Origin of the sequence: Streptomyces sp. NPDC006314 (assembly GCF_040613075.1) — a bacterium.
Classification (GTDB): Bacteria; Actinomycetota; Actinomycetes; order Streptomycetales; family Streptomycetaceae; genus Streptomyces.
Window position 1 is genome coordinate 80,127 of record NZ_JBEXRL010000008.1, and the last position, 17,654, is coordinate 97,780.

Below are 17,654 nucleotides of genomic sequence, written 5' to 3' on the forward strand. Positions count from 1 at the left end.
CGACAACTGGCACCTGCCTAAGATCATCGAATGAACCGCCTGCGCTTCCGCCTCGCCGATGTCGCCGACCTCGCGACCGTCGTCCGCCTGCGCGACGACGCCGCTCGCTGGATGCTCGCCCGGGGCATCACCGGGCAGTGGCGGCCGGGCGAGCTGGGTGAGGACCACTTCCGCCGGGTCATGGCGAGCGGAGAGGTCTGGCTGGCCGAGGCCGACGGCCGTGTGGCCGGGGCCTGGGAGCTGTGGTGGGAGGACGAGGACGCCTGGGGGCCGCAGCCACCGGTGGCCGGCTATGTGCACCGGCTCATGGTCGACCGCGACGGGGCTCCGCCCGGGACGGGGCGCCTGATGCTGCGGGCCGCGGAGCGGCGCGTGGCCGAGGCGGGACGGACGGCGGTACGTCTGGACTGCCTGGCTGGCAACGCTCGCCTGACCTCGTACTACCGGGACGCCGGCTACCGGGTCGTCGGCCACAGGGCGGGCAAGCCGCAACCGAGTGGCGCGCCCAAGTCGTTCACGCTCCTGGAGAAGGCCGCGCGGGCGGCCGACGAGCAGGGCGAGTAGGCGTCGGTCGCCGTTCACCGAGCGGGGACGGACAGCTTGCGCATGCTGTGGAAGACGACGGCGACGGGGCGTGGAACTGTTCGGCCGGGGTGAGTCCGCCGGCGTGGCCGAAGGCGCGCAGGCCCGCGGCGCGGGCGGCCTGCGCGCCGGGCCGGCCGTCCCCGACCACCACGCGGGCCGCGGGGTCGACGCCCATCCGCCGTGCGGCATACCGGAACAGGTCCGGAGCGGGTTCGCCACGGGGGACCACCGTGGCGCTGTGGATGCGGCCCCCGAAGCGTTCGTACAGCCCGGTGCGGCCGAGGGGTGTGGCGCATCCCGTCGTGTGAGCGCAGGAGACGACGCAGGTCGGCAGGTGGTCTCGTCGAGTGCCTCGGGCAGACCTCGGCGGGCTGAGTCCGGCGCGTCCACCGCCTCCCGGCGGAGCCGTTCGAACCGCTCCGCCCAGACAGCGGCCGTTCCGTCGCCGAGCCGAGCGGCGGTGTGCTCGCGGATGGCGGCGTGCGAACGCCCGATGAAGCGGCCGACGGCCTCCTCCTCGGTGAGCGCCCGGCCCAGCTCGGCACCGGCGAAACCGGGAGCCGCGCAGGCCTCGTCCCCGTACCGTCCGTCTGAGACGATCCCCCGCGTCGCCCCAGACGGACGGCAGCTCTCGGCAGGCCGCGCGCGCAGCGGTGCCCTCCTGCGTTGAGTATAGTTGGCTGGTAGCCAGTCAACGCAGGAGTTACAGGATGTCCCCGCGCAGCGCCTCGGTCAATGAAGAGTTGCGACGGCGTTCCCGGGAGCGGCTGTTGCAGGCCGCCGTGGAACTGGTCGGCGAGCACGGGTTCGAGGCCACGACGCTGGGTGACATCGCGGACCGCGCCGGTTCGGCGCGCGGGCTGGTGTCGTACTACTTCCCCGGCAAGCGTCAGTTGGTGCAGTCGGCCGTACACCGGTTGATGCACCGCACGCTGGAGGAGGCGCTGGAGCGGGAGCCGCGCGCCGAGGACGGCCGGGAGCGGCTCGCCCGGGCCATCGACGCGATCCTGGGCCTGGCCGGGGACCGGCCCGTGCTCATGCGTCAGCACATGGCGGGGCTGCTCCAGGCCGAGGGCCTGGTGCAGTGCCCGGAGCAGCAGCGACTGTCGGAGCTGCTCAGCGACACCGTCGCCCGGTACGGTTCCCATGACGTCCCGGCGGACTATCCGATGCTGCGGGCCCTCCTGATGGGCGCGGTGTTCGCGGCGCTGGTGCCGGGGGCGCCGATGCCCGTGCCGGCGCTGCGGGCGGCACTGTTCCAGCGGTACGGGCTCGACTGGGAGCTGGGCGTACCACCGGGGAGCGACACGGAGGCGGAGGCGCGGGGGCGGGATCAGGATCTTTCCCGGTTCTTCGCGACAGAGGAACGCCCGAGTCACCCGTGATCCTCGGCGGCCACGCCCCCGCCGTCCGCCGCGGCCAGGAGACACGTGTCCGGGTCACCCCGTCGGCCTCTGCCGTGGCGGGCCGTGCGGTGCCATGCTGGATACGTCCGCACACCACCTCCTTCGGGCAGGGAGTACCGCTGTGCTGCGTGTCGCCGTCGTCGGTTCCGGGCCGAGCGGGTGTTACACCGCCCAGAGCCTCGTCCAGCTGGATTCCGGGGTGTACGTGGACGTCCTGGACCGGCTGCCGTGCCCGTACGGCCTGGTCCGCTACGGCGTCGCCCCGGACCACGAGAAGATCAAGTCCCTGCAGGGCAGCCTGCGGACGGTGCTGGAGCACGAGCGGGTGCGATTCCTCGGCGGGGTCCGGGTGGGCGGCCCCGGCGGCCTGCCGGTGGAGCGGCTGCGCGAGCTGTACCACGCGGTGGTGTACTGCGTGGGCGCCGCGACCGACCGCCGGCTCGGCATCCCGGGTGAGGAGTTGCCTGGCAGCTGGTCGGCGACCGAGTTCGTGTCCTGGTACAGCGCGCATCCGGACGCGGCCGACGCGGGCTTCCTGCGCGGGGTGCGTTCGGCGGTGGTCATCGGAGTGGGCAATGTCGCGGTGGACGTCACCCGGATGCTGGTCCGGGGTGCCGCGGAGCTGCGCCCGACGGACATCCCGCAGGCGGCCCTGGACACGCTGGCGGCGAGCGGTCTCGGCGAGGTGCACATGGTGGGCCGGCGCGGCCCTGCGCAGGCCCGTTTCACCACCAAGGAGCTGCGCGAGCTGGGCGTCCTGCCCGGCACCGAAGTGATCGTGGATCCGGGCGAGTTGGCATTGGACTCGATCGATGTCGCCGCGCTGCCTGCCGCGCAGCGCCGTAACGTGGAGGTGCTGCGTGGCTGGGCGGAGCGGCCCCCGGCGCCGGCCGACCGGCGGATCCGTCTGCGGTTCTTCCTGCGGCCGGTCGAACTGCTCGCATCCGGTGGCCGGGTGGGCGGCGTGCGCCTCGAACGGACGGTGCCGGACGGACTCGGCGGCGTGACGGGCACGGGCCGGTACGAGGATGTGCCCGCCCAGTTGGTGCTGCGGTCGGTCGGCTACCGCGGGGTGCCGCTGGAGGGGCTGCCGTTCGACGCGTCGACCGGCACGGTGCCGCACGTGGCGGGGCGGGTCGTACGGGACGGCGTCCCCTCCCCCGGCGAATACGTCGCCGGGTGGATCAAGCGCGGTCCGACAGGTGTCATCGGCACCAACCGGCCCTGCGCGAAGGAGACGGTGCTCTCCCTGCTCGCCGACGCCCCCGCGCTCGCCCGCGGGGACGTGCCGGAGGATCCGGTGGCGGCACTCCGGGCGACGGGCCTCGACCCCGTCTCCTGGAGCGGGTGGCTGTCGATCGAGCGGGCCGAGGCCGCGCTGGGGGCGCGCCTGGGGCGGAGCGTGGTCAAGCTGGCCGACTGGGAGGCGCTGCTCGGGGCGGCGCGATCGTCGTAGCGACTGGCCGGTTCCGGCTCAGGCCCCGTCACCGAGCCGGAGGGACTGCCGGTCGGCGGCGGCGAGGAGGCTGTCGAGCAGCCCCGGGAAGAGGCCGTCCAGATCGCCTCGTCGCAGGGCGTTCATCTTGGCCGTGCCCCGGTAGACCTGCCGGATGACCCCGCTGTCCCGCAGCACCCGGAAGTGGTGCGTGGTGGTGGACTTGGTCACCGGCAGATCGAAGTGCGAGCAGGACAACTCGGCGCGGGCGGCGGCCAGTTCGCGTACGATCCGCAGCCGCATGGGGTCGGAGAGCGCGTGCAGCACGGCCTCCAGCCGGATCTCCTCCCGCTCCGGATGCTGCAGCGCCCGGCCGGTGGTGGCGATGTCGGTCACGGGGGCTGCCCTTCGTCACGGAATCCGTTTGCTGCGAGCATTGTACGACAGGCATCGTAGTTTGACATGTCTCGTAGTACGAGGGTTATCGTACGAGCCGACCACCGGTCCCGTGACGATTGGAGTCCGTCGTGAGCGCGCTCTTCGAGCCCATCACCCTGCGTGAAGTGACCATCCCCAACCGGGTGTGGATGTCACCGATGTGCCAGTACTCGGCCGACCCGGAGGGCCCGCTGACCGGCGCCCCGCACGACTGGCACTTCGCGCACTACGCGGCGCGCGCCACGGGTGGCACCGGGCTGATCATGGTCGAGGCGACCGCGGTCGCTCCCGAGGGCCGGATCTCCCCCTACGACCTCGGCCTCTGGAACGACGCGCAGGTGGAGGCCTTCCGCCGGATCACCCGCTTCCTTGTCGCCCAGGGCTCGGTGCCCGCGGTCCAGCTCGCGCACGGCGGCCGCAAGGCGTCCACCGACCAGCCGTGGCGGGGCGGCGCGCCGGTCGGACCGGAGGCCCACGGCTGGCAGCCGGTCGCCCCGAGCCCGGTGCCCTTCGACGAGCGCCACCCCGTGCCGGGCGAGTTGACGGTCGCCGAGATCCAGGAGGTCGTCGGGCGGTTCGCGGCCGCGGCCGGCCGGGCGGTGACCGCCGGCTTCGAGATCGCCGAGGTCCACGGCGCCCATGGCTATCTCATCAACGAGTTCCTCTCCCCGCACTCCAACCACCGCACCGACGCCTACGGCGGCTCGTACGAGAACCGCACGCGGTTCGCTCTCGAGGTCGTCGACGCGGTGCGCTCGGTGTGGCCGCAGGACAAGCCGGTGTTCTTCCGTATCTCGGCCACCGACTGGCTCAAGGACGGCGGCTGGACCGCGGAGGACACGGTCCGCTTCGCGCGCGACCTGCGCGCCCACGGCGTCGATCTCCTCGATGTCTCCACCGGCGGCAACGCCTCCGGCGTGAGCATCCCGACCCGGCCCGGCTACCAGGTCCCGTTCGCCGCCCGGGTGAGGACCGAGACCTCGCTGCCCGTCGGCGCCGTCGGCCTGATCACCGAGGCGGAACAGGCCCAGAAGATCATCGCGAACGGTGAGGCCGACGCCGTGTTCCTGGGCCGGGAACTGCTGCGGAACCCCTCCTGGGCCCGGCAGGCGGCCCGGGACCTGGGCGGCGAGGTGAAGGTGCCGAACCAGTACCACCGGTCGGTCTGAGCCGGGCAGCCGCGCCGCGGTCGGTTCTCGGCCCGGCCGCCGGTCCCTGTCGCTCTCAGCCCCCGGTCGGTCTCAGGTCGCCTTCGCCGGTGATGCCGGCACCAGCCGCCCGATGGTCTCCTCCAGGCGGGGCAGGGTCCGCTGCCCCGCCAGAGCCAAAGCGATCGCCGCCACGACCCCGGCCCACGCGACCGGACCGAGCGGCGTGCATCCGACCAGGCGGCTGACGCCCGGAGTCTGCACCACGGCCACCAGCGCCACGGCGGACCCCAGTGAGGTGACCTGCACCAGGCGGCTGTCGCGCCGGTCGAGCAGGGTCTGCACGAGCTGGGTGCCGACCACTCCGCACAGGGCCATGGTGCTGGAGCGGCGGGCGGTGCCCGGGGTGAAGCGGCCGATCAGCCAGGCCGTGACCGCGCCCAGGCAGGTGGTGAGGGCCCGGTGCCGGATCTGCCGCAGCAAGGGTTCGCCCAGCACACCGGCCGCCTCCTCCACGTGAGCCAGGTCCGCCTCACCCTCCTTCTCCGTCACCGCCACCGCCATCGACGGGAACAGGTCGGTGAACAGGTTCACCATGAGCATCTGCCGGGTGGACAGCGGCGCCCGCCCGGACAGCAGCGTGCCGAGGATGCCGAAGCCGACCTCTCCCGCGTTGCCGCCGATCAGGATGGCGATGGCATCGGCCACGCTGTGCCACAGGGCACGTCCCTCGCCGACCGCGTCGATCAGGACGGTCAGGTCGTCGTCGGTGAGGACGATGTCGGCGGCGTTGCGCGCCGCGGCCGAGCCCCGTGCGTTGATGCCGACGCCGATGTCGGCGGCGCGGATGGCGGCGGCGTCGTTGGCGCCGTCGCCGACCATGCCGACCACCCGGCCCGCGTCCCGCAGCGCCTCCACGACCTGGAGTTTCTGCTCGGGCGCCACCCGTGCCACCACGCCCGCGTCGCGCAGCATGCGGGCCCGGGCCGCCCGGTCCGCCGCCGCCAGTTCGTCCCCGGTGACCACCACGGTGTCCTCGGGCCAACCCAGATCGGCGGCGATGGCCCGTGCGGTCTGCGGGTGGTCACCGGTGAGCATGACCGGTCGTACGCCTGCCTTGTCGAGGCCGTCCACGAGGGCCGTGGACGTCTCGCGCGGCACGTCGGACAGCGCGAGCAGGCCGCTGAACTCCAGCTCCGTCAGCGGCTGTTCGAGGACGTCGGACTCCTTCTCGCCCGCGCCGAGCCGCCGCTGGGCCACCGCGAGGACCCGGAGGCCGTCCCCGGCGAGCGCGTGCGCGGCGTCGGAGGCGTGCTCCGTCAGACCGGAGCAGGCGGGCAGCACGGTCTCCGGGGCACCCTTCACGACGAGCACGGGCGGACCGTCACCGGTACGGCCGACGGCGGCGGCGTATCCGCGCGCGGCCTCGAACGGCAGGTCCGCGAGCTGCGTCCAGTCCGGGTCGGGACCGCCCTCGGCCAGCACGGCCTCGTCGGTGGCGTGCACCGGACGGTCGGAGCCGGCGTCCAGCTGCGGGCAGGCCCGTACGGCGGCCCGGAGCGTGTCCGCGGACCCGGCGTCGTCCACCGCGCGGACCGTGCCGGTGGCGTCGGAGATGCGCACGAGCCGCAGCCGGTTCTCCGTGAGGGTGCCGGTCTTGTCGAAGCAGATGGTGTCCATGCGGCCCAGCGCCTCCAGCGTGCGCGGGGTGCGGACGAGCACACCCCCACGGCTCAGCCGCCGGGCGGCCGCCAGCTGCGCGACCGTGGCCACCAGCGGCAGGCCCTCGGGGACGGCCGCCACGGCCACCGCGACACCGCCGCTGACCGCTTCGTGGATGCGGGTGCCGCGCAGTAGCGCCAGACCGGTGACCGCGGCACCGCCCGCCAGCGTCAGCGGCAGTGCCTTGCGGGTGAGGTCCTGCAGCCTGGCCTGCACGCCCCCAGCCGGGGGCGTGCGAGCGGCGAGGTGGACGGCGCGGGCGGCCTCGGTGCGGTCACCGGTGTCGACCACGACGGCGTGGGCCTGGCCCGCCGCCACGGTCGTGCCCTCGAAGACCATGCAGCGCCGGTCGGCGACCGCGGCGTGCGGGGTCGCGCCGATCTGCTTCTCCACCGGCAGCGACTCACCGGTCAGCGCGGACTCGTCGACCTCCAGGCCGTCCTGCCACAGCAGGCGGGCGTCGGCGGGCACCACGTCGTCCGCCTTGAGCTGGATGACGTCGCCCGGCAGGAGCTTGCCCGCCTCCACGGTCCGGGTCCCGCCGGCCGGCGCCTCGTCCTCCGGCGGCACGAGGCGCGCCTTCTGCTTCTGCTCGGCGACCAGTCCGGACAGCGCCCGTTCGGCGCGCAGCCGCTGGATGCCGCCGACCAGTGCGTTCAGGTCCAGGGCGCCGACGACCAGCAGGGCGTCGGCGACCGAGCCGAGGATCGCCGACGCCGCCGAGCCGACCGCCAGGACCGGGGTGAGCGGGTCATGGAGTTCGCTGCGGACGGCCCGGCCGAGCCGGTAGGACCAGCGCACGGGAGCGGCGACCGGGTGCCGGGAGACACCGGCGGTCGCTTTGCGCACGCGGGCGGTCAGATCCTCCCGGGCGGTGCTCTCGGCGGCCGGTTCGTGCTCCAGCCGCTCACGGGCCTCGTCCGGGTCCAGCTCGTGCCAGTGCACGCGTGGACGCGGGTGGGGGGCGCGGGCCGTCGCCACGCCGAACGCGGCCCGTGCCCCGGACAGCAGCGCGGACGCGGCACCGAGGTCGACGGGCGCGTGCCGCAACCCCGGCAGCACGGCGAGACGGCCGCGTCCGCGCCCGGACTCGCCGATGGCCACGAGCAGCCCGGACAGCGCGGCACCGGAGCGGGCCAGGGTCTGGGACCGCCGGCCGACCACGCGGGCGGCCGGGACGGCGGTCAGCACCCGCCACACGTCGGACAGGCCGTGCAGGGCGAGGATGTCCACGCCCCACACGACCGCGCCGTCATGGTCGGTCAGGGCGACGGCCACGTCACTGGCGCGCAGGGCGGCCAGGACGTCGTGTTCCCCGGCCCCGCGCACGCGGGCGACCGTGAGCACGGCGCCCGCGTCGCCGCGCGCCTCGTACACCACGTCGTCCAGCGGCCGGCGGGCGTCGACCACCTGGTCGGCGAGGCCGGTGAAGTCCTCGAGCGCGGGGTCGTCCACGATCACGACCCGGAGACGGGCGCGGCGGGCGGCGTCCAGCACCGGCTCGGCCCACGGGTCCGCCTCTCCGTCCTCGGTACACAGCGCACTCGGGTGCAGGACGACCGTCCCGGCCATCTCCAGCTGGCGCAGCCGGTCCGGGTCCCGCACCAGCACGCCGGCGCGGGCGAGTGCGGTGCTGAGCAGTGCGTGGAAGGCTGCGGGGCCGTAGCGGGCCGCCTTCGGCGAGCCGGCCAGAACCGCCTCGGCCGCCTCCGCGCCGTCGTGCTTGACCAACAGGGTGGCCGCAGCGCCCAGCAGGCTGCCCGTGGAGGCATGGGAGGCGTACTCCTGGGCCGGGGATTCGCGCAGTGGCGGCCGCGGGGCGCCGTCCGCGGCGAGGCTGATCCGGCCCGGTGCGCACAACTGGTCGTGCAGCCTGTCGAAGGCAGCGGCACGGGCCACCGTCTCGGCCACCTGGCAGGCCCGCAGGGCGCCGTCGAGGACGAGGGAGGTGGGGGTCTGGCCGGCGGCGTGGACGGCGGCGTTCGCCCAGGCGAGCACCAGGTCCATCCGGGCGGCGCCCAGCCGGTCGCACAGCCAGGCGCGGAAGCGCGGGTTCTCCCGCAGCAGCGTCGCCACCGCGGTCACCACGCGGGGCGAGGGCGGCAGGCGCATCGCGTAGGCGCCGAGTGCGACGCCGATGCCCACGCCGTCGGCCGCGAGCGTGGACACGGCGGCGCGCACCCCGGCCGGGTCGGCGGGATGCGTGGTCTCCTCCACGTCACCGCCGGACAGGACCAGTCCGTGCCGCTCGGCCAGCTCGGCCGCGTGCTCCACGACCCGGTCGGCCGCCTCGGCCCCGGTCGCGGTCACCACCAGACGCGCGAGCCCCTGGTCCCAGTAGGCGACGAGCACGTCGGGCCGCTCGGCCAGGGTCTCGGCCACCCGTCGTGCCAGGTGGGCCGTGCCGCCCGCGCGCCGCACCTGTTCGTGTGCCATGGGCCGCAGGGCCAGGTGCGCACGGGCACCGGCCCGCCAGTGGTCACCGGCGCCGGGAAGCGTGTTGCGGGCCACGCGTGCCACCCGCACGGCGGCGTCGGCGCCGCGCACCCCGGCGCGCGCGGTCCCGGCGGCGGCACCCGCGGCCACGCCGACGGCCGGCGCGGCCGCCCGCGCGAGGAGCCGTGGGGCCGCGGGCAGCAGGCGTGCGGCGGCGGCGGGCACCGTCAGTAGACCGGGCACCGTGTTCCTCCTCAGAGCGAGGTGCGGTCGGGCCGCGCCGTCGGGCCGAGCGGACCGGAGGACGGCTTCGGCTCCGGCGCCATGGACCGCGGCGGTTCGGCCTGGGGGGATTTGCCGGTCCGGGACGCCTCGGCGTGGCCCGGCCGCATCGCGTCTCCGGCCACCGTCGCGCGGCCGGAGTGTGTTCCGGCCGCCGGGTCGTGCCCCGGGCTCCCGCCGCCGTGGCCGGACCTCAACGCCGCGGTGCCGATGTCATGCGCGGGTTCGGGACGGTGTGTGGACTCGCCCTCCGCCGGATGCGCGGGCCGGGGCTGGGTGAGCCAGGCCACGGCGGCGCCGGTCAGGGCCACGGGCCACTCCACCACGCCGGCGGCACCGAGCAGCCCGGCCCCCGCGTACACGGCCATGCGCCGGCCGCGGGGCGAGACCGCGCCGACCTTGTCCAGGGTTTCCTCCGCCGCCCTGCTCACCGTCCCGGCGCCGGGCACCTTGCGCAGTACCGAGGCCGCGCCGCGCAGGGGCGCCGTGAGCGTCGACGACGACTTCTGCTCAGCCATGACTCTCCTCGGGTGAGATCCCTTGCCGTGCCCACCGAGTGCCCTCGACCGCGCTGGTCATCCCCTCCTTTGACGGGAAACGCCAGCTCTTTCCAGGGAACGCCACCGATCGCCCCGGCGCCACCCTCCGCCACACAGCCCTGTGCCCCGCCCGCGCTGGCAGATGTCGGATTCGGGCGAGCGCGGCCACCTGGCCGTCCGCCAACGGCAGCCAAGGAGCCTCCTCCACCACCCCTGTCTCCGACCCAAAGGACTACGGGATGAAGCGGCTGTACGGCACCGGCGACCTGGGGTCCGGCAGCCAGGACGAGGACCGGGGACCCCTCCTGGAGCTGGCACCCGGCGCGGTGGTCAAGAACGTCATCATCGGCGCCCCCGCCGCGGACGGCATCCACTGCCTGGGCAGCCGCACCCTGTAGAACGTCCGGTGGGAGGACGTCGGCGAGGACGCGGCCACCTTCCTCGGTTCGTCGTCTTCCATCGTCCACACCGTCAGCGGCGGCGGGGCGAAGGGAGCCGGCGACAAGGTGTTCCGGTTCAACAGCGCCGGCACGCTCGACGTCTCCGGCTTCGCCGTGCGGAACTTCGGCACCTTCGCGCGCTCCTGCGGCAACTGCAAGACGCGGTACAAGCGGACGATCAACCTCAACGGCATCGAGGCGACCTACAAGGGCAGCAAGCTCGTCGGCATCAACACCGACGACGGCGACAGCGCGACCCTGAGGAACATCACCGTCGTCGGCGACACCAGCAAGAAGACCGCTCCTTGCCAGCAGTACATCCCCCGAGCCCAAGGGGCCGTCGCCCACGCCGGCGGCGGCCCCCAGCGCGCCGGCCGGCAGGCCCTCTCGACCGTCGCTGTCAGGCTCGCCCCACCGGGCCGGAGGGCTGTCCGCTCCTGCGCACCTCGGTGATCCGCGGACCGTGCGACGGTTGCTCCGCGTGCCCGAGGCCCAGCGACACGGCCAGTTCCCGTCGGTAGTCGGCGTACGCCGTGCGCAGGGTCTCGCCCGGCCAGTCGGCGGGGAGGAGGGCGGGCGGCAGCACGGGGTCGGCGAGCAGGTGCCGTACGGAGGCGGCGTAGGCGGTGAGGCGGTCGGCCGGCTGCCCGGCCGCGGTCGCGCGGTCGAGCAGGGAACGTGCGGTGGCCGCCCATGCGTCCAGCGGCCAGAGCCGGGCGACCAGGTCGCGCGGGGGCTCGTCGGGGCGTGCGGTGTACGTCCCGGCCGCATCGCGCAGCTCGCCCGGCAGGGGACGGTCGAGGTTGGCCGGGCGCAGCCACACGCCCTCGCGCAGTTCGGCCAGCCGCAGGGCGGTCAACCGGGCGCGCAGGTCGGCGCGTTCGGCCGGGCCGCGGCCCGTCGCCGTGATCACCACCATCTCCCAGTCCCCGTCCCACGCGCGCGTGCCGGGGTGCACGGCCTCGTCCTGGCGGCGCCGGCGGGCCAGCAGCCGGTCGCTGAGCCCATAGACGGCGTCCGTCCGCCGCAGGTCACCGGCGGCCACCATCCGGCTCAGTGCGGCCCGCAGGGTGGAGCCGCCGACCCCGAAGGGCTCCACCAGCCGGACCAGGTCCTTCACGGGCAGCTCCGGCGGCTGCGCGCCGAGGAGCAGGCTCAGCACGACCGAGCGCGCGGACAGCGGCCGCAGCGCGGCCCCCTCCGGCTCCGCCGACATGTTCATGCGCATGGGCACGTACTGTACGTGCGCCTCCTTGTTGCATCATTGCTACAGCCGCAGGAAGAGTGCAACATGACGCGTATGGTCTCGATTCCCGCGCAGTCGCCGCCTTCGCCGCCTCAGCCGCAGTTCGCCACGCACGACGTCACCAACCAGGCCCCGCCGCTCGCCCCGTACGACGCCTCCGACGACCAGGCCCTGCTGGAGGGGCTGCGCCGGGAGGGCGCCGGCTGGGCCGAGGGCGGCATCCGCAGGCTCGGGGCGCGCGCCGGGAGCGCGGAGGCGCAGGAGTGGGGCGAGCTGGCGAACCGGTACGAGCCCGTCCTGCGCACCCACGACCGCTACGGCCACCGTGTCGACGAGGTGGAGTTCCACCCCAGCTGGCACCATCTGATGCGCACGGCGGTCGCCGAGGGCCTGGCCGGGACCCCGTGGGCGGACGAGCGGGTCGGCGCCCATGTGGCCCGTACCGCGGGCGGGCTGGTGTGGGGGCACACGGAGGCCGGTCATGGCTGCCCGACGTCGATGACGTACGCCGCCGTGCCGGCGCTGCGGGCGCAGCCGGATCTGGCCAAGGTCTACGAGCCGCTGCTCACCAGCCGGGAGTACGACCCCGAGCTGCGGGTGCCGGCCGAGAAGCCCGGGCTGCTCGCCGGGATGGGCATGACCGAGAAGCAGGGCGGCTCCGACGTCCGGACGAACACCACCACGGCCACGCCCACCGACGAGCCCGGTGTGTACACGCTGCGCGGGCACAAGTGGTTCACGTCGGCACCGATGTGCGATGTCTTCCTGGTGCTCGCGCAGGCCCCGGGCGGGCTGTCGTGCTTCCTGGTGCCGCGGATCCTGCCGGACGGCAGCCGCAACACCTTCCGTATCCAGCGGCTGAAGGACAAGCTCGGCAACCGGTCCAACGCCTCGTCGGAGCCGGAGTTCGACCGGACCGTGGCCTGGCTGGTGGGTCCGGAGGGGCGGGGTGTGAAGACCATCATCGAGATGGTCAACTGCACCCGGCTGGACTGTGTGATGTCCTCGGCGACCCTGATGCGCAAGACGCTCGTCGAGGCGGGCCACCACACCCGGCACCGCAGCGCCTTCGGGGCCCGCCTCGTGGACCAGCCGCTCATGCGCAACGTCCTGGCCGACCTGGCGCTGGAGTCGGAGGCGGCGACGACGCTGACGCTGCGGCTGGCCGGGGCGGCGGACCGTGCGGTGCGCGGGGACACGGGCGAGCGGGCGTTCCGTCGGATCGCCACCGCGGTGGGCAAGTACTGGGTCACCAAGCGGGGCCCGGCGTTCACCGCCGAGGCCCTGGAATGTCTCGGCGGCAACGGGTACGTCGAGGAGTCCGGCATGCCCCGGCACTACCGGGAGGCTCCGCTGCTGTCGATCTGGGAGGGCTCCGGGAACGTCAACGCGCTCGATGTGCTGCGTGCCCTCGGCCGTGAACCGGACAGCGCCGAGGCACTGTTCGCGGAACTCGCCCTCGCGCGCGGGGCGGACGCCCGCCTGGACGCGGCCGTGACCGGGCTGAAGGACCAGTTGACCGAAACCGATCAGGGGGGTGCCCGCCGGCTGGTCGAGCGGATGGCCCTCGCCCTCCAGGCCTCCCTGCTGGTCCGGCACGCCCCGTCCCCGGTCGCGGACGCCTTCTGCGCGAGCCGGCTCGGCGGCGACTGGGGGCACGCGTTCGGCACGCTGCCCGCCGGGACCGGCCTGGACGCCATCCTGGAGCGCTCCCTGCCCGACAGGAAGTGATCCCCTCCCAGGCGTCCTTCCCGGGTCCGGCGCGCGGCGACGCCCCTGGCCGATGACCGCCGACGGATCGCACACAGTCAGAGTGCGGTTCCGATGCGTCGTCAGTGCCGTGGTGCAGACTCGCGATCAGGTGGCAATCGCCTGGGGGAGGACAACGTGTTCACGGGGATAGACGAGGTCGACTGGGCCTCGCTGCGGCATGCGTACGGCAGCGCGGAGGACGTGCCCGGTTGGTTACGGGCGCTGGCATCCGCGGACACCGCCGAGCGGGCGACCGCCCTCGACGGGATGTACGGCGCCGTGCACCATCAGGGGAACGTGTACGACTCGACGCTGGCCTGCGTCCCGTTCCTGTTCGCGCTCACGGCCCGCGAGGAGGTGCCGGACCGGGGCGCCCTCGTGGAACTGCTGGTCAGCATCGGCGCGGAGAGCGCGGACGGGAACGCGCGGGGGCGGGAGGCGGTGGTCGCGGGTGCCGAGGGCTTCGTCTCCCTCACGGGGGATCCGGACCCGGCGGTGCGCGGAGCGGCTGCCCGCGCCCTCGTCCGGTTCCTGGACGAGCCCGTCCGGACCCTGGACCTGTTACGGCGCCGCATCCGGGCCGAGCGGGACGACCACGTCCTGCTCGGCCTCACGGAGACGCTCGGCCTGTTCGTCCGCCGGTACCCCGCGCACGCCGACGCCGCGGTGGACCTTCTGGCCGAGCAGAGCGCGCCGCCGTACGCCCCGGGGCTGCGGCTCGCCGCACTCGGACAGCTCGCGCTCGGCGCGCCCGGCCGGCTCCCCGCCGACCTGGTGCCGACCGCGGTCCGACTGCTGCGGGAGCGGTCCGCGCACCGCGTCCGTGCATCGCGGCACGCCGGCACGGACACCCTCGTGAGACGGATACGGCGCCTGCGCCCCTCCGACGAGGAGGGCTCTCGCCTGCTGCGCACCCTGCACACCGCGCTCGGCGACCGGGTCGAGGACCGGATCGCCCTGCTCACCGGGCAGTTGACCAGTCCGGACCCGGTGGACCGGTGCAATGCCGTGTGGATGGCGGCGGGGCTGTTCCGTGGCTGGCGTGGCGACCACACCGGACCCATCGAGCTGCTCGGCGCCCAACTGGACACGGAGCACGACCGGTTACGGGAGGCGGCAGGCTCGGTCCTGGCGGAACTGTTCACCCTTGCCGCGCCCGCCGCGGACGATCTCTACGCGTTGGTGCGTGCCCGGCCCGACCTGTGGACGCACCGCTGGGAGCGCTGCGCCCCCACGCTGGGCTGCCCGCTCAAGGCGCTGGCCAGGACCGGCGATCCACGGGCGGTCCCGGCCCTCGCCCAGCTGCTATCCGGTCCGGCGGCACCCCCCGATCTGGGCTTCGAAATCGCGCATCTGGGCCGGGCCGCGTCACCGCTCGCCCCCGCGCTACGGCACCGGCTCGGCGGGATCCCCCTGGCCTCCCCTTCCGCCGCCCGGCTCGCCGCCCCGCTGCTGTCGGCGGTCAGAGCCGTCGGAGACGGGGACGCCGTACCGGAGGTGCTGCGGCTGCTGTCGGGTGCCCCCGACGGCCTGGGGGCACGGGACGCGGTCGCGGAGCAGGCGATCCAGACGGTGGAGGCGCTCGGCGCCGCCTCGCGGGCGACACCGCTCCTCCATGCCTTGCTGCGCACCCGGCACGCGGTCACCGCGGCGGGCGCTCTGTGGTCGGCGGACCGGGATGCCGCCGCCGTACTTCCCCTCCTGGTGCGGGAGTTGAGAGAGGGAGCCCCGGCGAGCCGCCACCTTGCCGCCCGGCAGCTCGGCAGGCTGGGCCCGGCCGCCCGCGCCGCCCTGCCGGAGCTGCGCCGGACCGTCCGGTCGGGTCCGGTACGGGAGCGGACGTCGGCCGCGTACGCGCTCTGGCGGATCGGCGCGGACCCCGACCCCGTCCTGCCGGTGCTGCGGACCGCCTGGGCGGAGTCCCCCCGGGCCCGCGGCCCGATCGCCGGATACCTCGCCCGGATGGGCCCGGCGGCCGCGCCGTTACGGGACCTGGTGGTGGCCGAACTGGCCGCCCCCCGTCGTCACACCGCCCGGGAGAGCGGGTACGGCGGCCCCCATGACGTCCCCGAGGACGAGGCGCTGCTCAGAGCGTGCCGGGAGGTGCTGGCGGGGACGTAGGGGCCCGGCACGGCCCTGCGCGCACTCGGGGTTCACCGGCCGCTCGCCAGGCGATGACAACCGGGCGTCCGGGACGCGGTTCCCCGACAGCACCGGTCCACGGCCGAGTGCACGACGGTGGTCAGACCATCCGCCCCCACTGCGGCCCGAACCGGGCCCATTCCGCGTCCCATGCCTCCATCCGGCGGTGCTCCAGCCGGCCGCGCAGGGCCAGACCGCCGATGAAGGGGACGGCGGCTGCGCTCACGCCGACCAGGCCGCCGGTGAGAGCGGCCCGGAAGGCGGCCTCGGCAGCGGACGCGGGCCGGCTGACGAGATGACCCCGGGGGTCGGTCCAGACGGTGACCGGGGTGCCGGCCTCGCTGCCGGGATCCACCCTGACCCGGCCGGTGTGGGCGGAACCGCTGGCCACCGTCCAGCGCACCTTGGCCCAGACCCGCTCACCGGAGGAGACGTGGCGGTGCGCGGCGGACGATCCCGGCACCCGATCGACGACGCGGGCCACGGCGGGACGCCAGTCGGCGCGCTCCCGGGCGAGTCCCCGCTCCAGCGAACGAGCCGCCGTGAGACCCGCCAGCACCCCGGCCAGAACGGTCAGCAGCCAGGCGCCGAGCACCACCCAGGTCTCCACCGTGTCGGCCCGGCGTTTGAGCGGGTTGCGCCGCCAGCGCCACAGCCACACCTTCGGACCACGGAACGCCTTCAAAGGCATCCTCCTCACGAGCGCACCGACCGGCCGGACCGCCCTCCCATACGGGAGAGATCGCTCCGTTGCTCACGACGAGCCGTCTCCCCGACGGTCGCACGAGACACCCGTTGCGCGCAGGCGCATGCCGGAACGGAACCGGCCGATCTTCGTCGCGGGCCGGCGACACAGCGGTGACCTGCAAAGACGCGCACTCCAGGGGAGAGTGTCAGTGCTGGGGTGCAGACTGGCCGATATGTGACGGCTACCCGGACGAAGGCGTCCCGGAGGTGATCGGCATGACCGAGGTACTGCTGGCGGTGGGCACCCGCAAAGGCCTGTTCGTGGGACGGCGGCGGGGCGGTGGCGGATGGGAGTTCGACGAGAGTCCGTATTTCAACGCGCAGGCGGTCTACTCGGTCGCGATCGACACCAGGGGCGCCCGGCCGCGGCTGCTGGCGGGCGGCGACAGCACGCACTGGGGCCCGTCGGTGTTCCACTCCGACGACCTGGGCCGCACCTGGACCGAACCGCCGCAGCCCGCCGTCAGGTTCCCCAAGGACACCGGCGCTTCCCTGGAGCGCGTCTGGCAGCTGCACCCGGCCGCCGCCGAGCCCGACGTGGTGTACGCGGGCACGGAACCGGCCGCGCTGTACCGCTCGGAGGACCGTGGCGAGAGCTTCGAGCTGGTCCGGCCGCTGTGGGAGCATCCGACACGCTCGCGGTGGGTGCCGGGCGGCGGCGGTGAGGGCCTGCACACGGTGGTGACCGACGCGCGCGACCCGCGGGTGGTGACGGTGGCCGTCTCGACGGCGGGCGTGTTCCGCACCACCGACGGCGGCGGGAGCTGGAAGCCGTCCAACTCGGGTGTGTCCGCGGTGTTCCTGCCGGACCCGGACCCGGAGTTCGGCCAGTGCGTCCACAAGATCGCCAAGGACGCGGGCGACCCGGACCGCCTGTATCTGCAGAACCACTGGGGGGTGTACCGCAGCGACGACGCGGGCGGGCACTGGACCGACATCGGCGCGGATCTGCCGTCCACGTTCGGCTTCGCGGTGGCCGCCCATCCCCACCGGGGCGACACGGCGTACGTCTTCCCGATCAACGCCGACGCCGACCGGGTGCCCGCCGATCACCGATGCCGGGTCTTCCGCACCGCGGACGCGGGCAGAACGTGGGAGCCGCTGTCCAGGGGGCTGCCGCAAAAGGACCACTACGGCACGGTCCTGCGGGACGCCCTGTGCACCGACGACGCCGACCCGGCGGGTGTGTACTTCGGTAACCGCAACGGCGAGGTGTTCGCCTCGGCCGACGACGGCGACAGCTGGCGGCAACTGGCCGCGCATCTGCCGGACGTGCTGTGCGTGCGGGCGGCGGTGGTCGGCTGACCGCGGCGCCGAGCGATGCGGCATTGCCCCG

General features: G+C 74.5%; 13 protein-coding genes and 1 pseudogene. 8 read left to right on the forward strand and 6 right to left on the reverse strand.

Annotation, left to right across the window (positions count from 1 at the left end):
- The first annotated feature begins 30 nt into the window (after window positions 1-30).
- On the forward strand, window positions 31-564 hold the full coding sequence (locus ABZ079_RS16650) for a GNAT family N-acetyltransferase (RefSeq protein WP_356940158.1): 534 nt from the start codon (window positions 31-33) through the stop codon (window positions 562-564).
- Here ABZ079_RS16650 and ABZ079_RS16655 read toward each other — a convergent pair.
- A complete protein-coding gene (locus ABZ079_RS16655; RefSeq protein ID WP_356940393.1) occupies window positions 515-1,276 on the reverse strand; it encodes an HAD family hydrolase in 762 nt (253 codons plus the stop codon). The genes ABZ079_RS16650 and ABZ079_RS16655 overlap by 50 nt on opposite strands.
- Before the next feature lie 19 nt (window positions 1,277-1,295).
- Here ABZ079_RS16655 and ABZ079_RS16660 point away from each other — a divergent pair, with 19 nt between their 5' ends.
- Together ABZ079_RS16660 and ABZ079_RS16665 are read left to right on the forward strand one after the other, a co-directional pair.
- Window positions 1,296-1,970 carry a helix-turn-helix domain-containing protein gene (locus tag ABZ079_RS16660; RefSeq protein ID WP_356940159.1) on the forward strand — a complete coding sequence of 225 codons (675 nt, stop codon included), beginning with the start codon at window positions 1,296-1,298 and terminating at the stop codon, window positions 1,968-1,970.
- A gap of 142 nt (window positions 1,971-2,112) precedes the next feature.
- On the forward strand, window positions 2,113-3,447 hold the full coding sequence (locus ABZ079_RS16665) for an FAD-dependent oxidoreductase (RefSeq protein WP_356940160.1): 1,335 nt from the start codon (window positions 2,113-2,115) through the stop codon (window positions 3,445-3,447).
- 18 nt (window positions 3,448-3,465) lie between these two features.
- Here the strand turns inward: ABZ079_RS16665 and ABZ079_RS16670 are convergent, their stop codons facing one another.
- Entirely contained in the window at window positions 3,466-3,822 is a 357-nt protein-coding gene (locus ABZ079_RS16670; protein WP_356940161.1) for a helix-turn-helix domain-containing protein, read from the reverse strand.
- A gap of 131 nt (window positions 3,823-3,953) precedes the next feature.
- Between ABZ079_RS16670 and ABZ079_RS16675 the strand changes: the two genes are divergently transcribed.
- Window positions 3,954-5,033 (forward strand): NADH:flavin oxidoreductase/NADH oxidase, encoded by a 1,080-nt coding sequence (locus ABZ079_RS16675; protein ID WP_356940162.1) that lies wholly within the window; start codon window positions 3,954-3,956, stop codon window positions 5,031-5,033.
- A 72-nt stretch (window positions 5,034-5,105) separates the two neighbouring features.
- On the opposite strand, the gene ABZ079_RS16680 is transcribed toward ABZ079_RS16675, so the two are convergent.
- Both ABZ079_RS16680 and ABZ079_RS16685 read right to left on the reverse strand, forming a co-directional pair.
- Window positions 5,106-9,413 carry a cation-translocating P-type ATPase gene (locus ABZ079_RS16680; protein ID WP_356940163.1) on the reverse strand — a complete coding sequence of 1,436 codons (4,308 nt, stop codon included), beginning with the start codon at window positions 9,411-9,413 and terminating at the stop codon, window positions 5,106-5,108.
- Between the two features lie 11 nt (window positions 9,414-9,424).
- Window positions 9,425-9,970 carry a hypothetical protein gene (locus ABZ079_RS16685; protein ID WP_356940164.1) on the reverse strand — a complete coding sequence of 182 codons (546 nt, stop codon included), beginning with the start codon at window positions 9,968-9,970 and terminating at the stop codon, window positions 9,425-9,427.
- Window positions 9,971-10,110: 140 nt separating this feature from the next.
- Between ABZ079_RS16685 and ABZ079_RS16690 the strand changes: the two are divergent.
- A pseudogene (locus ABZ079_RS16690) lies at window positions 10,111-10,752 on the forward strand (pectate lyase); the annotation flags it as partial.
- 79 nt (window positions 10,753-10,831) lie between these two features.
- Here the strand turns inward: ABZ079_RS16690 and ABZ079_RS16695 are convergent.
- Window positions 10,832-11,659: a PaaX family transcriptional regulator C-terminal domain-containing protein gene (locus tag ABZ079_RS16695; protein ID WP_356940165.1), complete on the reverse strand. Its 828-nt coding sequence runs from the start codon at window positions 11,657-11,659 to the stop codon at window positions 10,832-10,834.
- A 63-nt stretch (window positions 11,660-11,722) separates the two neighbouring features.
- Here ABZ079_RS16695 and ABZ079_RS16700 point away from each other — a divergent pair, with 63 nt between their 5' ends.
- Together ABZ079_RS16700 and ABZ079_RS16705 are read left to right on the forward strand one after the other, a co-directional pair.
- Window positions 11,723-13,408 carry an acyl-CoA dehydrogenase family protein gene (locus ABZ079_RS16700; RefSeq protein WP_356940166.1) on the forward strand — a complete coding sequence of 562 codons (1,686 nt, stop codon included), beginning with the start codon at window positions 11,723-11,725 and terminating at the stop codon, window positions 13,406-13,408.
- 156 nt (window positions 13,409-13,564) lie between these two features.
- Window positions 13,565-15,550 carry a HEAT repeat domain-containing protein gene (locus ABZ079_RS16705; RefSeq protein WP_356940167.1) on the forward strand — a complete coding sequence of 662 codons (1,986 nt, stop codon included), beginning with the start codon at window positions 13,565-13,567 and terminating at the stop codon, window positions 15,548-15,550.
- Window positions 15,551-15,671: 121 nt separating this feature from the next.
- Here ABZ079_RS16705 and ABZ079_RS16710 read toward each other — a convergent pair whose 3' ends face one another.
- Window positions 15,672-16,262 carry a hypothetical protein gene (locus ABZ079_RS16710; RefSeq protein ID WP_356940168.1) on the reverse strand — a complete coding sequence of 197 codons (591 nt, stop codon included), beginning with the start codon at window positions 16,260-16,262 and terminating at the stop codon, window positions 15,672-15,674.
- Between the two features lie 272 nt (window positions 16,263-16,534).
- Here ABZ079_RS16710 and ABZ079_RS16715 point away from each other — a divergent pair, with 272 nt between their 5' ends.
- Window positions 16,535-17,623, forward strand: coding sequence for a sialidase family protein (locus ABZ079_RS16715; protein WP_356940169.1), 1,089 nt, complete (start codon window positions 16,535-16,537; stop codon window positions 17,621-17,623).
- Window positions 17,624-17,654: the final 31 nt, after the last annotated feature.